Below are 15,651 nucleotides of genomic sequence, written 5' to 3' on the forward strand. Positions count from 1 at the left end.
CATTAAAATTATATAACATGTTAAGAAAACAGAACAGATTATGGAAAAGCTAAAAAGTAACAAAATCTTGCTTATACCTTCATTAGCGAGCATTTTAATTTCAATCTGGAAAGAATTAGGAGAAACACCTATCAAAGATTTAACTAAAAATTCAATGCCTTATTAACTAAAAATAAAAACCAATGAAAAATCATTGGCTTTATTCTGTCTTAAATTTAAACGAGTTCTCCGTACAAATCAAATTCTTCTGCGGAAGTAATTTTCACATTGGCAAAATCTCCAATTGAAATGTATGTGTTTTCTGCAGAAACCAAAACGGTATTGTCAACATCCGGAGAATCGTATTCTGTACGACCTACGAAATAGTTCCCTTCTTTTCTGTCGAAGATGCATTTATAAACCTCTCCTATTCTCGACTGGTTTTTATCCCAGGAAATCTGAGACTGCAATTCCATAATTTCTTCTACTCTCGCTTCTTTCACTTCCTGCGGAATATCGTCTTCCAAAACGTAAGCTCCTGTATTTTCTTCATGAGAATAAGTGAAGCATCCCAATCTGTCAAATTTCTGCGTTCTTACCCATTCTTTTAACTCCTGGAATCTTTCTTCAGTTTCTCCCGGATAACCGACGATCAAAGTCGTTCTGATTGCCATATCTGGAACTTTCTCTCTGAATTTATCTAAAAGAGCATTTGTTTTTTCGTGAGTCGTTCCACGTTTCATCGATTTCAACAAATCTGAATTGATGTGCTGAAGCGGAATATCTATATAATTACAGACTTTCGGTTCTTCACGGATAATATCCAAAACATCTTCCGGGAAGCCGCTTGGGAAAGCATAATGAAGACGAATCCATTCAATGCCTTCTACTTTCACCAGTTCTTTTAAAAGCTCACCTAAAGCTCTTTTCTTATAGATATCTAAACCGTAATACGTTAAATCCTGAGCAATAAGAATTAATTCTTTTACTCCAACTTTTGCCAGTTTCTGAGCTTCTTTTACTAATTTTTCAATCGGTGTCGAAACGTGACCTCCTCTCATCAAAGGAATCGCACAGAACGAGCAAGGTCTGTCGCAACCTTCAGAGATTTTAAGGTAAGCATAATGTTTGGGAGTTGTTGTTAATCTTTCACCGACCAATTCATGTTTATAATCTGCTCCTAAATGCTTCAATAAAATCGGAAGATCTCTAGTTCCGAAATATTGGTCGACATCAGGAATTTCTTTTACCAAATCTGGTTTATATCTTTCGGAAAGACATCCCGTAACGAAAACTTTTTCAACTTCACCTCTGTTTTTTGCCTCTACGAAATCCAGAATTGTATTAATTGATTCTTCCTTTGCATTATCGATGAATCCACAAGTATTGATGACTACGATATCTCCTTTATCCTCATGCACAACTTCTTTTCCGTTGGCTTTAAGCTGGCTCATCAATACTTCCGAATCGTAAACGTTTTTGGAACAGCCCAACGTTACAATATTTATCTTCTTTTTACCTACAGATTTTGTGCGCATTTTATATTGAATAATAAGTAATTAGTAATCAGTAATTTTTGTGGCTGCAAATTTACGCATAAAAAAAGAACCGAAAGATTCGGCTCTCTATTTAGATTTATTATAAACAATTTAAAAGTTCTTTTCAGAAAATAATGGAGCATTTTGATCTTTCTCAGAAAGAATCATGTCTTTTTCATCTAATTTCCAGTCAATTCCCAAATCAGAGTCATTGAATTTTACACTTCCTTCCGACTCTTTATCATAAAAATTATCACATTTATAAGAAAAAACAGCTACTTCACTTATAACGGAAAAACCATGACCAAAACCTCTTGGAACATACAATTGCAATTTATTTTCAGGGGTAAGCTCAACACCAAACCATTTTCCAAAAGTTGGTGAGTCTTCTCTCAAATCTACCGCAACATCCCAAACCTTTCCTTCTAAACAGGAAACTAATTTGGCTTGTGCATATTTACCTTTTTGTAGGTGTAAGCCTCTTAAAACCCCATAAGATGATTTTGAAATATTATCCTGAACAAAATGACCATTCATCCCTGTTAGTTCTTCAAACTTTTGTTCGTTAAATTTCTCAAAGAAATAGCCTCTTTCATCTTCGAATATAGTCGGTTCAATGATATAGCAGTCTTTTAAAGGAGTTTGTTTTATTTTCATATAATAAAAAACTATGATTTTAGTTACTATTAAATGTGAGTACCACTTTAATTGTTTTAATAAGAATTTTAAAATCCAAATATGGTGTGTAACTTTTTATATAATATAGATCATATTCTAATTTCTTCAAATTGTCTTTAGGAGTTGCTTTCGGTAGATTAACTTGTGCCCAACCAGTAATACCCGGTTTTACAAGATGCCTTAAGTCAAAATAAGAATTTTCTGCTACAGATTCTTTTACATACTTAGGACGTTCAGGTCTAGGACCAATAATACTCATATCACCATTAAGAACATTAAACAATTGAGGAAGCTCATCAATTTTAGTTTTTCTTAAAAATTTACCTACTGCAAAAAGCCTGTCATCTTTATCTTTTGTATAGCCACCATCGTGTTTTTTTGTCATTGTTCTAAGCTTATAAATTTTGAACTTTTTAGAATTTTTTCCAACTCTTTCCTGACTAAAAAAAACATTCCCAGGAGAGTTTATGAAAATTGAAATACATCCCAATAAAATAATAAATAAGGCAAAAGGTAGAAAAAGTAATGAAATAATTATATCAATTGTTCTTTTGAAAAGAAAGTCTAATTTATCCAAGCCTATTGAGAATACATCATCTGCTAAATACTCATCTGACTCAAGTTTTACCAAAGGGATCCTCCCATTTATTTTCTCATAAAATTCATGAACTTCAAAAACGTGTATGCCCTGAAGCTTCGCTTCAATAATTTCATTAGTAATTTTTTCCGGAAGGTGGTTTAAATCTGAGGTTTCAATCACTATAGTTTTTACATTTAATTTATTAATATACTCTAATATATTTTTATTATCTGTTTTGGAATTAAAAAATACTGCTTTATAAGTCTTATTAAAATTAGAATCTTTAAAAATTTTCTCAGAGATACTGCTCACGTTTATAAATAGATATCTTTCAGGGCTTCTGGAAAGATTTAAATAGTTTTTCATATTTAGATTTCATCATTCAAATTCCATATTAATATATACAAATATATATAATTTACTCAATATATATTTTTTTTGAGTAAATATTGAAATATTTTGAACATCCAACGTTTATATGGATAGTAAAAAGGGACACTTATATTGTTTGACTTAAAAGCCTGCATTATTTCGTTTTTACCTTTTTTTATGTTTTTAAAATTTTCATTAGATTTACCCCCTAATCTCATTTTAATCAAAAATTCTTTTATATAGTATGTACTGACAGAATATTTTTCTAAAAATCTTAACATAATTTCAAAATCTGCTGCAATTTTATAGTACACATTAAAGTTACCGAATTTACTGTATATTTCTTTTTTCACAAAAAAAGTGGGATGAGCGGGATGCCAACCTGAAGTAAAAGGACGTTTTTTTCCTGTTATCCATCTACGCAAAATTTTATCGGTATCAGTTTCTTTTACATAGTATAGATCTGCATAGACAGAGTCAACATTTTCTCTAATGAATGCGTTAGAAATTTTTTCTAATGCATTATTTGAAATATAAAAATCATCAGAATTTAGAAGCCCAATTATATCACCTGAAGTAAGATTGATACCTTTATTCATTGCATCATATATCCCGTTATCTTTTTCACTCACCCATTTCATTCTTCCTTTAAACAAAGGTTCGTAATTTTTGATAATATCTAAAGTTTTGTCTGACGATCCGCCATCAATAATTATATATTCAATATTTTTATACGTTTGATTAAGGACAGATTCTATAGCTGTTTTAAGATATTTCTCACTGTTCCAGCAAACAGTAATAATGCTTATTTTCATATTATATGGCTGCTGTAACTTTTCTCTTTAAAATCTGTTTAGAAATCCATTGGTAAGTTTCTTCACAATTTGATTTATCAGAATTTAACTGATTATACTCAGTATACATAAAAGTTGATGATGAGTTAAAAACTTTATCAGTTCTTTTTGTAGATAAGCTCTTTACATATTTCTGAGTAATGAAGATTTTTATGTTTTTTAATATCATATATTTTTGCATCATGGATACCTTTTTTCTAATTTTTTCCCTAAGTAACTCACAATAAAACTCCCATCATCATCTAATGCTACATCTTTTTTCATGGTTTTATTAGAATAATCGAATTTACAAATTTAGCTATTTATTCTTTTTAAAATATCTATTATGGCTTGCCAAAAATAAAATCTAGCTTTTATTTTTTTTATAAAACTTCTTTTTTGTAAGCTCACATTATTTTGGTGTACTGTATATAGTAAAGTATTATCTTCAAGATGATATACTGATTTTAATATATTGGCATTCATCGCAATCCATAAATCGTGCGCTTCTACATATCCTGGGAAAGGTAAAATAAAACTTAGTAATTTTTTATCAATCATCATTGTACATCCATAATATGCAGATTTACCCTGAAAAATTCTCAAAATATTTACAATGTATTTTGAGGAGCTTTTTGTCTTTAATCTTATAAATTCTCTATAATTAGAATTATTTTCAAATTTCGGCTTAAAGTTTGAAGCGACAAAGAATACTTTTTCTTTTCTAATCTTTTTCTCAAGTTTCTCTAATCTTCCTTCTATCCATACATCATCCTGATCAGCTAAACAGAGATATTTATTTTTTGCTAAAGCTAAAGCTTTTTCAAAAGTTTTTACGTGTCCTATGTTTCTTTCGTTTTCAACTAACTTAATAAAATCATTATTGTAATTTTTTATTAAACTTACTGTATTATCTATAGAGTTGTCATCAACAATAATAAGCTCATCCCCCAAAATTAGTTGACTAAGTATTGAATCAATTTGTTTTTCTATATACTTTGCTCCGTTATAAGAAGCCATACAAACAGAAATAGAAACTCTCTTCATTTTATTTTTTCTATATTTTATTTGATATAGACTTTATTGCATCTAAAAAATATTTAGCAGATTGCGTCCAGCTTTTTTTGCCATAAAAATACTCCTTTGCAATGTTTTCTGACATTTCTTCCAGCATTTGAGGATTTTCATACAGCTTAAATATTGCTTGTTTAATCTGTTCTGTACTTTTAGGTTCTATAATTAAGCCAGTTTTATTGTTTCCTATCATTTCAGGTAACCCACCAACATTTGTAACTATCACAGGCTTTTTAAAAGCAAAACTTGACATAATCACTCCGCTTTGTGTAGCATCAATGTAAGGACAAATTACAACATTAGAATTTAAGATCAGCTGTGATAATTCTACCGGTTGAATAAATTTATTCAAAATCTTTATCTGAGAATAATGATAATATTTTGTAATGTCGAAATCAAAATTACCACTTCCTGCGACGGTAAAAGTTATATTTGGATATTTCTCTAACTTAATAATTTCTACACACGCATCTAAAAAAAATTTAATGCCTTTATATGGTGATATCCTACCAAAAAAGAGCACATTAAAATCTTTTTCAGTTCTTTCATCGTCTTTTTTGCCATAAAAAGTAAGATATTCATAAATACTGAGAAATGAAGTAAAAACCTTATGCGGGTTCTGATTATAATGTTTTATAAAATCATTTTCTTGATTTTTATTCAACAGTATTTTATAATCCAAGAGAGAAAAAAATAATTTTCTAAGAAGTATGTCTGCTGTAAAGTTTTCACCGCTATGGAAGAAAGGATCATGAACAATAAGTAAACTTTTATTTCGGTATTTAAATGCTGTTAGTAAATAAGTTATGAGATGACTATCAAAAATTATAACATCTGGATTTATTTTTTCAATTTTTTTGTTAATTCTATATGAGTTATAAATTTTTTTTATGATGTTACTTTGCCTTGTGCCTTTTATAACAAATGTTTTATCTAATGGTATTAGTTTTGAAAAACGTTGTATTTGTTCTACTTCATTTCCAATTGACATAAATTTAGTAAGTTTATTTTTATCCAAATAGTTGTCAATTTCATACAAAGCTTCGGTAAAAAAATAGATATCACATTTATTTTTTAATGCGTTAATCAAAGAAATATTTGCATCAAATGCAAATGTCGATAAAAATGCAACTTTCATAAATATTTGTTTTTCTATTTAGTACCAATTACTTTATCTAAATGTTTACCTAAAATATAATAGGCTCTACTAATGGAAGGATTATCCCAGAGTATATTTTCATATTTCCTGGTAATAAAGCAGTTCGAAAAATACATTTTATAAATTCCAAAAGAGAATAATATAATAGTGAATATCAGTTTAAACACTCTTTTTAAAACAATATACAGCAACGGATATAAGATCCAATAACTCAGAACAAAAAGTGTTGCAAATCTGTCAATTAAAACAGAATATTCGGATAGATACAGGTATACTATATTGTAAATAAAAAACAGATTAAACAGTATATTTTGCTGTTTCTCATTTTTAATTTTTTCTCCAATTTTATTATAAAATGCATAAATAAGTATAAATGAGAGAATTTTTTCAACAAAACCTAATGTAATACCATATCCGGTGCTATACATACTGTCCCCAGAGTATCCTTCAGCCATAATAGAATAAACGCCACCCATAATATTTCCTAAAAACAATACTATTGGAGTAATAAATTTTACCTGCCCGAGGTATAAAACACATCCTATTACAAACATTCCCCAAACTACAAAAGATGGTATTTTTTTATGAAGAAAAAAATAGAGCGGAAAGAAAAAAATCGCAGAAGTATGAAAAAACAATCCTATCAGATTACAAATATAAAATTTCAGAGGATCTCTATTGTGTATAAATTGTAAAGAATAGATGAACAAAAATATTGCTTTTGAATTTCTTAATAAATTAACCTCCAATAAAATACCTCCAAAAATAAGAAACATAATAAATGCCAGAATATAATGAGGTGAATATTTGTTGAAAAAGTAATTGAGAAATAATATATCTATCAAAGACGAAACAATCTGCAAAAAGAAATAATCTTTTGAAATTGTTTTTAAAATAACCAAAAAAACTTTAAATCCTGGTTCGATTTTAAGAAGGTAATCTTCATCAAGCTTCCAAAAATAATCTGTAACCCCCCGAACGTTATCTAACGAAGGAGTATTTTCGTATAAAGAGTAATACAATGCAAAATCCGTGTCAATATAGCCTCTGAAACCAAAAAATATAAAAAACACAAACATTGCTGCATAACGTACAATTTTAATATCATCCCCTTTGCTTCGTAATCTATTTTCCCATAAAAAAAGGAGAAAGAATATAATAAAAAGAATAAGATATGGGATTGAATATGTAAAACTAAAAGTAGGTTCCATTTTAAGTAATTTTGGATCTATTTTTCTTTATAGCAAGAATTAATGCGTAAATGAGATGTTGCAAACTTAATCTGTAATTATTTTTTTTTGAAATAAATTTAATCATATCTCTTAAATAATATCCTTTTGTAAAACCATTATAAGCAATTGTATCTATTCTTTTTTTTAGAAATATTTTGTCTTTATCATATTTGATCATGTTATAAAAGTATCTATCAAGAAGATTGTCCGGAAGATTATTTTTCAAAAAAGAATCAACCCACTTTTCTTCTTCAATAATTGCATTCATTTTTAAATCGTTAGACCCTGAATTAGATATTGTGTATTCAGACTGACGATAGCAAAACACCGGTTCTTGAGTGTGAACAATTCCTTTATCTGAAGCAACTATATATGATGTAATATCATCTGATGCCCATGCTAACGGAAGCTTATAATAACCTCCTGTTTTTACCAAACGTTCTCTTTTATAAACAAAATCTGAAACATATTGACTTCTAAATTTATTCAGCCGGTGCCACATATTTTCATATATTGATTCTCGATTCGGCCAAGAAGGTGTGAGACCTATAACTTCAGAATCGTTATTAATAATAAAAGATCTGCAATGATATACATCATTTTCAGGGTAGCAATTTATCAAATCATTAAATACAGATAAATAGTTGTTTCGCATAGTATCATCATCACCCATCAGCACAAAATAATCGCCTTTAGCATATAATAAGCAGCGATTCCAATTATCAACAACATTTTCAGCCCCTATATTTACATTATTCTTAAAGTAAACAATACGATCATCATTGAACTCTTGAACAATCTCATCAAGATTTTCAGGAGAAGCGTCATTCACAATGATCAGCTCAAAATCTTTGAAGTCTTGATTTAAAATACTATGAATACATTCATACAAAAACTTCCCCTTATAAGCCGGTATTGCAATTGTAAATCTCATACTAATCTTATATACTTAATTAAAAGAAAGGCTTGTGATATTTTAATTTATATTGAATATCTCTATTTCTTTTACTGATTATTTTAAATGGTACACCTCCAACCACACTATATTCTGGTACATCTTTATTTACGAGACACATAGCAGCAACTACAGCGCCTTCATGTACAGTCACTCCTGGAAGTATAACTGTATTACAGCTAATCCACGTATTATCTTTTATATAAACAGGATTACCTACTGCAGCAAAATCAGGCGAATTGTAATCATGCTGTAGGCTATAGACCGATACATTTGACGAAAAATTCACATTATTTCCGATATATAAACCCACTCTACCATCCAACAATGCATTTTCGCCAATAATCACATTGTCACCAATTACAATTTTTCCCCATCTTATCTGACAGCAACGATGTATAGTAGAGTTTTTTCCGATTTTAACCCTTAAAAAATTTCTGTAATAAAATATTCTAAGCCAATGTATGGGAATATATCCTAAAATTAGAGCCCCATATTCTAATATAGAGATTGCATATTCTTTAAATAATCTTATCATTTCAAAGTTAATTATTTTTCATTGAAACTCTGGTTACCATTTTTTGATATAATTAATGAGTAAAGGATTTTTTAAAATCAAAAACCATAAGATAAAATAGTAAATATAAATTATCGTAAATCCACCAATAAGTTTTAAAACAGAACTCATCGCAAAATGTTTAGAAAAATAAAATGTAACTGCAATAATTGGTAATGTAAAGACTATTTGCTTCAGTAACTCTTTGTAGGGAAAACTAAATTCTATGCTTTTTTTCGCATAGAACAATGACAAAGCTAATATTACCAACTCACAACATAACCAAACAACCGCAGACCCTACACTTTTAAAAAAATGCACTAAAACAATATTAAGCAATACTCCTAAAGCACCACCAAACAGAGAATTCCACATAATCGTTTTATCTTTTTTCAAAGGCATTAAAATCTGAATCACCAAAATCTGCTCAATACCAATTATCATTAATAAAGGCATCACAATTTGCATTGGCAATACTGCGCCCAAATATTCTTTACCTGCTAATAAAAGTACAATATCATAGGCGAATACCGTTGTGAAAACAATAATAGGAAAAGAAAACAATATCAAAAAATTAAAAGATTTCGTAATATTATTTTGGAATTCTTCTATCTTACCATCAGTTAGTAAGGCTGTCATTCGCGGGAGCATCACTCCCGTAAATGCAGTGAATACGGATAAAAGTAATGCATAGAGTTTAGTTGCAGTCGTATAATATCCAACCTCTTTTTCTCCTGATACAAAGCCCAAATAGGTAACATTGAAATGTACATACATTGATGTTAAAATCATATATGAACCTATTACAGTAATAGATTTAATATATCTCCTGTAATTAAAACCTTTCACCCTAAACTTAATGATACGTACTAAATAACTCCAGTTTAAAACTGCATTAATTACCACTACAAGACAAGTAAGAAAATAATAAATTTCGAAATCATTCCTATCTTTTACCAATATTAATACTGATACCACATAAATTAATTTTATAATGGTAGAACGTATAGTTATAAATTTAAAATTTTCAATTCCTGTGAAAAACCACTCGATTAAACAAAAATTGAACATCAACTTTATAATTCCTATAAAAAGGAGATGAGAATGAGTCTGAAATTTAGGTACAAAAAAAATGAGGCAAACTAAAACAAGTATTGCGATTACTGTAAAAAGAAAATTTAAAAGAAATATATCACGAAAAGATCCTTGGAGATCATCCTTACTATCTTTATATTTTGCAACCTCCCTAATACCTACAGAACCTACGCCCATCATTGAGAATAAAACAAAATAATTAATGATACTATCAACAAAATTTACAGACCCAATATTATCGACCCCCAATATCCTAGAAACATAAGGAAATGTGATTAATGTAAATAAATACCCACTTAGAGTAAGTATTAAGTTATATGCAAAGTTTGTTTTTAAATTTGACATTCAATGCATCCTGATTAACGTGAAAATAAATTCCACCATTTCTTTTTTTCATCTGCATGGTAGCCGTAGCCAAATTTATTTCCGTATCCAAAATTTGATTCAGCTACACCATTCACTACAATTCCTACATTATTTATTTTCTTATCGGTAACAGCATCATTCAAAAATTCAAAATATCCTTTTTCGGTGACTTCAGATCTCGTCACATATACAACCACATCACTTTTATCAGCAATTAATAAAGAATCTGTGACAAGTAATAATGGCGCCGTGTCTAAGACAATATACTTGTATTTATTCATATTTTTTACCAAGTTCAAAAGCTCATCTAATCGTCCATTCTCTAAAAGATCTGTAGGATTTGGAGGAATCGATCCTGAATATATAAAATCACAATTATCATTATAACCGCTAGGATGGATAATTTCATTAATAGAATTTTCTTCCCCACTCAAAAACTCAGTTAATCCCTTAGCCAATTTCATTGAAGGATTATAACGCTGTAATTGTGGGTTTCGCACATCTGCTCCTACAACGAGCACTTTATTTCGAGAAGAAGCTAAAACAATGGACAAATTGGTTGAGACAAAAGTTTTACCCTCACCTTTTACGGAAGAGGTAATCATAATTATTTTTGCCCCTTCTTTAGACTGAATTAAAAACTTCAGATTAGTAACAAATATCCTAAAGGCTTCTGCTATTGGAGAAATATCATTAAAACTTACCAAAGAATTATCTTTATTTTTAAGTTTTGGAATCTCTGCAATAATAGGAACTTTTGTAAGTTTAACTACATCTGAACGAGTAATAATTGTACTTTGTAACAGATTTCTTATATAAATTATAGTAAAAGGTATCGCCACGCCAGCTAAAAGAAACATACCTAAAATAAGCATCTTTCTTGGAGCAACAGGATCTTTGAATATAAATGCCTTATCGATTACCCTGGCCTTTTCTGCGGTTATTTCCATACTGATTGCAGCTTCTTCTCTTTTTTGAAGTAGTAATAAGTATAAACTTTCTTTAATCTGCTGTTGCCTCTCAATACTTCTAAAGAGTTTTTCTTGGTTTGGTATTTTACTAATCGATTTTTCTGATCCTCCTAATTGTATCTCTACTTTTCTTCTCGCCAATTCTAATGCAGTAGCGTTTTTTTGTAAAGTTTCGGATAGTGAAGATCTCATTTCATCAATTTGTTTATTGATATCTTTCACAAGCGGATTATCTGGAGTTGCCTGCTGTAAATATTTATTTCTTTGTAGGACAAGTGCATTATAATCTTGAATAGATTTTGCAGCAGCCTCATCATTTAAACCAATATTATAAGGTAATAAATCTCCAGCATCTTTCTTATTTAATGTACTTTGAAGAATACTATTTACTTCCATCTGCGTTCCTAATTCTAGCAATTGAGATTTACTCTGCTCTTTTAATTGAAGATTGATACGTCCTTCAGTAGGTAAATCAACAATATTATTTCCAGATTTAAATCCTTCTTTTTCTGTTTCAACACTTCCAAGCTCTTTAGAAATCAGCTCAATTCTTCTGTCTATAAAATCTTTAGTTTTCTTTGACTCTATATTCTTATCATTGATTGCATAGATATTATATTGCGCTACCAGTCTATTTAAAAAATCTTTGGCTCTATTTTTATTTTCAAAATCTACTGAAAGCGTTATAATTGTTCCATCCTTATCGAGTAGATCGACATTTATAGCTTTTTGATATATTATTACAGAATTATCAAAAGTTGTATAATAAAATGAAATATCAGACATATCAACTTTATAAGGTGCCTTGTACAAAGGATTTTTCCTTATCATAATGACCGCAAACGGAAGACTTGTCGCTTTATTAAAAGATGTTGTTATATCTTTTTCAAATTCATCTGATGAAAGAGTAACTATATTTCCTTTGGTGGAAATTGATATTGGCTTTTTGGGTAAATCAACATTTTCTTTTTCCAAAATAACATTTACTATATAAGGATTCGTTTCTCCATAAAGTTCAATTTTTTTAAGTGCATCTTTTGCATAAAAAGTAGTTTGAAAATTGAGATCTTTCAAAATATCTTCTACAATGGCCTTAGACTCGAAAATTCCTACTTCATTTTCTATACTACTAGTTCCCATTCCATTAATACCGCTTAAACTTTGAAGTACTCCGATATCACCAGATGCTGCAGACATTTTTTTTGCATCTTTAATAAGTACAGATGTTTGAGCCTTAAAGATTGTTGGTTTTGATTTGATATAAAAAATAGCCAGCAATCCCATTAGGATGACCATTCCTGCAAAATATTTCCAATTTTTAAGGTATGGATTTATTAATTCTTTGATATTAGTTTCCTTATTAATAGTATTATCCATTTTTGGATTATATTGAAATTTAAGATTCTTTTTACTTATTCTATTTTAAACCCTGCAAATATATCTATATTTTATAAACTAAGAGGTAGCAACACCATGTTTATACTGATATTTAGACTGTATATTAGTTATCATCATAATAAATTAATGATCTTTATTGATATTTTTCGCAAAAATTCTCATAATAATAATAATAATAATAATAATAATAATAATAATAATAATAATAATAATAATAATAATAATAATAATAATAATAATAATAATAATAATAAAATATTACATGTAAAGAATTTTGATAGAAAGATTTTAATTCAGCTTATACGTAATCATTATTCCTCCTCTGGTAGGAATTATTTCACCACTTTTATTCCATTCCTTTCCATCATCATACCTTCCTCCGTTGTCTTTAAAATAGCCTTTGTAAAAAGACTGTACAGTGCCGATTCCGGCATATACATCTACTCCGAATTTCTCATTAATTGTGAAATGGTATCCACCGCTGATTCCTACAATCAAAGCAAAGCCTTTCTGATAGCGCTCTGTTAGGCGGACATTTCCATCAGGCAGAATCTGAGGATTCCCTTCAGCATCATGAACCGGGGAAGCTCTCAGATAATTCCATTTCTGAATATTAAATGCTGTGAGAGAACCGTAAGCTCCAATATACCATTTTTTCATTACCTGATCAAAATAATATCTCCCCTCCAAAGTTCCCATATAAAACTGCATATTTTTTCCGTAAAGTGATTTCCATGGAGAGATAAATGCTTCTGCCTGTAAGGAAAATTTATCATTTAACGATTTTTCTACCGCAACATTCAGCATTGTTAATGGTAAAAACGCTGCGTTAATCTTTACTTCTGTCTGCCCATAGATTTTACACATAAAAAAAAACGCAGCAGCAGTAATTATTTTAATTGAAAATTTTCTTGTCATATACTTCATTGGTATTTCAGCTTCATTGTTATTTTAATATAGAGAAGGTTTTAAATAATATATATACATCATTTTTAAAGGAAAGATGGTGATAATAATGCAAGTTCATTTTTACTTTTTCCGGAAAAAGAATCTCATCATTATACTGTAAAGGATTTTGTTGTTTATTTAAAATTTCTTCTTCATTTCGATATTTTATTCCTGCTTCACTGGTTAAGCCAGGCTTCAAATTAAGAACTAAACGATCTTCACCTTTAAGCTGATCATAATATCCAGAAATATCAGGACGCGGACCGACCAAGGACATATCTCCTTTAAGGATATTCAATATCTGTGGCAGTTCGTCAAGCTTTGTTTTTCGCATCCATTTTCCGACGACAGACTTGGAATGTTTTTTCGAATGGTACGTTCTGAATTTATAGATGATGAAAATTTTACCGAATCTGCCTACTCGTTCCTGCCTGAAAACACCTGGAAACCCCGTATCCAGAGATGCGATAACAAAAAGAATAAAAAGAAAGGGGAACAAAATAATGAAGGCCAAAAAACTCAGCCCGAAATCCATTATCGCTTTCCACCATGGATATTTTTTCACTTAAAAATAAATTGGTCTGTAAAGATAGGGAAAGATGTTGATTTACAAATAATCTTAAAGGCTCAATGAATACTACAAAAACAGAATTACACGACAGGAATATCCCATTCAAAATCAACACCTTATTGTAGGATAAAAGCATGTACAAATAAAAACTCTTACCTCATCGCTGAAGTAAGAAGTCATTTTTAATATTAATTTTAATTAAAATAATCTAAGAGAAAAAATCTTTAATTACTTTTTCTATTCGTTCTCTGTCATTATCAGAAAGATTAGAACCTGACGGCATACACAATCCATTATCAAATAACTTTTCAGCCACATTCGTTCCGTAATACGGTGCTTCTGCAAAAACGGGCTGCAGATGCATCGGCTTCCATAAAGGTCTGGATTCTATATTATCTTCTAATAAAGCCAGCCTCAAGTCTTCCCTGTTTTTTCCCGTTACTTCTTCATCAATTACGATTGAAGACAGCCAATGATTAGAAAAATATTCGTCGGTAGGCTCCGAAAAAACTTCAACACCATCAATATCTTTAAAGAGCTCAAGGTAGAAATCATGCATTTTTCTACGAGCTTCCACTCTGTCTTTTAAGATTTCCATTTGGCCACGACCAATTCCAGCAACAATATTACTCATTCGATAATTGTAACCGATATGCGAATGCTGATAATGAGGTGCATTATCTCTTGCCTGAGTTGAAAGAAAAACGGCTTTATCTTTATCCTCCTGGTTATGGCAAACCAAAGCTCCTCCTCCGGAAGTGGTAATTATTTTATTACCATTAAAAGACAAAATACCAAAACGCCCGAATGTTCCGCAAGCTTTTCCGTTATACGTTGAACCTAAAGCTTCTGCAGCATCTTCAATTACATGAATACCGTACTCATCGGCTATTTTTAGAATTTCAGCCATTTTTGCGGGCATTCCGTAAAGATGAACAACAATGATTGCCTGTGGCTTTTTACCTTTTAAAATTCTATCATCAATAGCTTCTTTTAAAGCATTCGGACACATATTCCAGGTATCTTTTTCAGAGTCGATAAATACAGGAGTGGCTCCGCAATAGGCTATCGGATTGGCAGAAGCTGAAAACGTCATTGACTGGCAAATTACTTCGTCACCATGTTTTACACCACATTCAATCAAAGCTAAATGTAATGCAGCTGTACCTGCAGAAAGTGCAGCTACTTTTACATGATCATTTAAAAATAATTCCAAATCTTTTTCAAAACCATCGACGTTTGGACCTAATGGAGCTACCCAATTGGCATCAAATGCTTCGTTCACATATTTTTGTTCGTTTCCGCCCATGTGCGGGGAAGAAAGCCATATTTTGTTTTGCATATTT

15 protein-coding genes are annotated in these 15,651 nt (G+C 30.1%); 1 reads left to right on the plus strand and 14 read right to left on the minus strand.

The genetic code is table 11. From position 1 onward, the window contains the following. Nucleotides 1–40 precede the first annotated feature (40 nt). Nucleotides 41–166: a hypothetical protein gene (locus ACR1PN_RS11730; RefSeq protein WP_433980181.1), complete on the plus strand. Its 126-nt coding sequence runs from the start codon at nucleotides 41–43 to the stop codon at nucleotides 164–166. 49 nt (nucleotides 167–215) lie between these two features. On the opposite strand, the gene rimO is transcribed toward ACR1PN_RS11730, so the two are convergent. The 14 genes from rimO to ACR1PN_RS11800 form a co-directional block, all read right to left on the minus strand. Then, nucleotides 216–1,517 (minus strand): 30S ribosomal protein S12 methylthiotransferase RimO, encoded by a 1,302-nt coding sequence (rimO, locus tag ACR1PN_RS11735; protein ID WP_378179955.1) that lies wholly within the window; start codon nucleotides 1,515–1,517, stop codon nucleotides 216–218. Between the two features lie 111 nt (nucleotides 1,518–1,628). Then, entirely contained in the window at nucleotides 1,629–2,174 is a 546-nt protein-coding gene (rfbC, locus tag ACR1PN_RS11740) for a dTDP-4-dehydrorhamnose 3,5-epimerase (protein WP_433980182.1), read from the minus strand. A gap of 19 nt (nucleotides 2,175–2,193) precedes the next feature. Next, nucleotides 2,194–3,141 carry a sugar transferase gene (locus ACR1PN_RS11745; RefSeq protein ID WP_433980183.1) on the minus strand — a complete coding sequence of 316 codons (948 nt, stop codon included), beginning with the start codon at nucleotides 3,139–3,141 and terminating at the stop codon, nucleotides 2,194–2,196. 56 nt (nucleotides 3,142–3,197) lie between these two features. Continuing rightward, nucleotides 3,198–3,962: a glycosyltransferase family 2 protein gene (locus ACR1PN_RS11750; RefSeq protein ID WP_433980184.1), complete on the minus strand. Its 765-nt coding sequence runs from the start codon at nucleotides 3,960–3,962 to the stop codon at nucleotides 3,198–3,200. A gap of 333 nt (nucleotides 3,963–4,295) precedes the next feature. Next, nucleotides 4,296–5,027 carry a glycosyltransferase gene (locus tag ACR1PN_RS11755; protein WP_433980185.1) on the minus strand — a complete coding sequence of 244 codons (732 nt, stop codon included), beginning with the start codon at nucleotides 5,025–5,027 and terminating at the stop codon, nucleotides 4,296–4,298. A 10-nt stretch (nucleotides 5,028–5,037) separates the two neighbouring features. Continuing rightward, nucleotides 5,038–6,192: a glycosyltransferase family 4 protein gene (locus tag ACR1PN_RS11760; protein WP_433980186.1), complete on the minus strand. Its 1,155-nt coding sequence runs from the start codon at nucleotides 6,190–6,192 to the stop codon at nucleotides 5,038–5,040. Nucleotides 6,193–6,206: 14 nt separating this feature from the next. Next, on the minus strand, nucleotides 6,207–7,424 hold the full coding sequence (locus ACR1PN_RS11765; protein ID WP_433980187.1) for an EpsG family protein: 1,218 nt from the start codon (nucleotides 7,422–7,424) through the stop codon (nucleotides 6,207–6,209). A 1-nt stretch (nucleotide 7,425) separates the two neighbouring features. Beyond that, on the minus strand, nucleotides 7,426–8,379 hold the full coding sequence (locus ACR1PN_RS11770) for a glycosyltransferase family 2 protein (protein WP_433980188.1): 954 nt from the start codon (nucleotides 8,377–8,379) through the stop codon (nucleotides 7,426–7,428). A gap of 19 nt (nucleotides 8,380–8,398) precedes the next feature. After that, nucleotides 8,399–8,938 carry an acyltransferase gene (locus tag ACR1PN_RS11775; protein ID WP_433980189.1) on the minus strand — a complete coding sequence of 180 codons (540 nt, stop codon included), beginning with the start codon at nucleotides 8,936–8,938 and terminating at the stop codon, nucleotides 8,399–8,401. A 33-nt stretch (nucleotides 8,939–8,971) separates the two neighbouring features. Continuing rightward, a complete protein-coding gene (locus ACR1PN_RS11780; protein ID WP_433980190.1) occupies nucleotides 8,972–10,396 on the minus strand; it encodes a flippase in 1,425 nt (474 codons plus the stop codon). A 14-nt stretch (nucleotides 10,397–10,410) separates the two neighbouring features. Continuing rightward, a complete protein-coding gene (locus tag ACR1PN_RS11785; protein ID WP_433980191.1) occupies nucleotides 10,411–12,765 on the minus strand; it encodes a GumC family protein in 2,355 nt (784 codons plus the stop codon). Nucleotides 12,766–13,074: 309 nt separating this feature from the next. Next, a complete protein-coding gene (locus tag ACR1PN_RS11790; RefSeq protein ID WP_433980192.1) occupies nucleotides 13,075–13,704 on the minus strand; it encodes a DUF3575 domain-containing protein in 630 nt (209 codons plus the stop codon). Between the two features lie 28 nt (nucleotides 13,705–13,732). Continuing rightward, nucleotides 13,733–14,299: a sugar transferase gene (locus tag ACR1PN_RS11795; RefSeq protein WP_433980193.1), complete on the minus strand. Its 567-nt coding sequence runs from the start codon at nucleotides 14,297–14,299 to the stop codon at nucleotides 13,733–13,735. A gap of 214 nt (nucleotides 14,300–14,513) precedes the next feature. Continuing rightward, entirely contained in the window at nucleotides 14,514–15,647 is a 1,134-nt protein-coding gene (locus ACR1PN_RS11800) for an aminotransferase class I/II-fold pyridoxal phosphate-dependent enzyme (RefSeq protein WP_433980194.1), read from the minus strand. Nucleotides 15,648–15,651: the final 4 nt, after the last annotated feature.

It is taken from the genome of Chryseobacterium sp. RLHN22, from assembly GCF_051011795.1.
GTDB lineage: Bacteria > Bacteroidota > Bacteroidia > Flavobacteriales > Weeksellaceae > Chryseobacterium > Chryseobacterium zhengzhouense.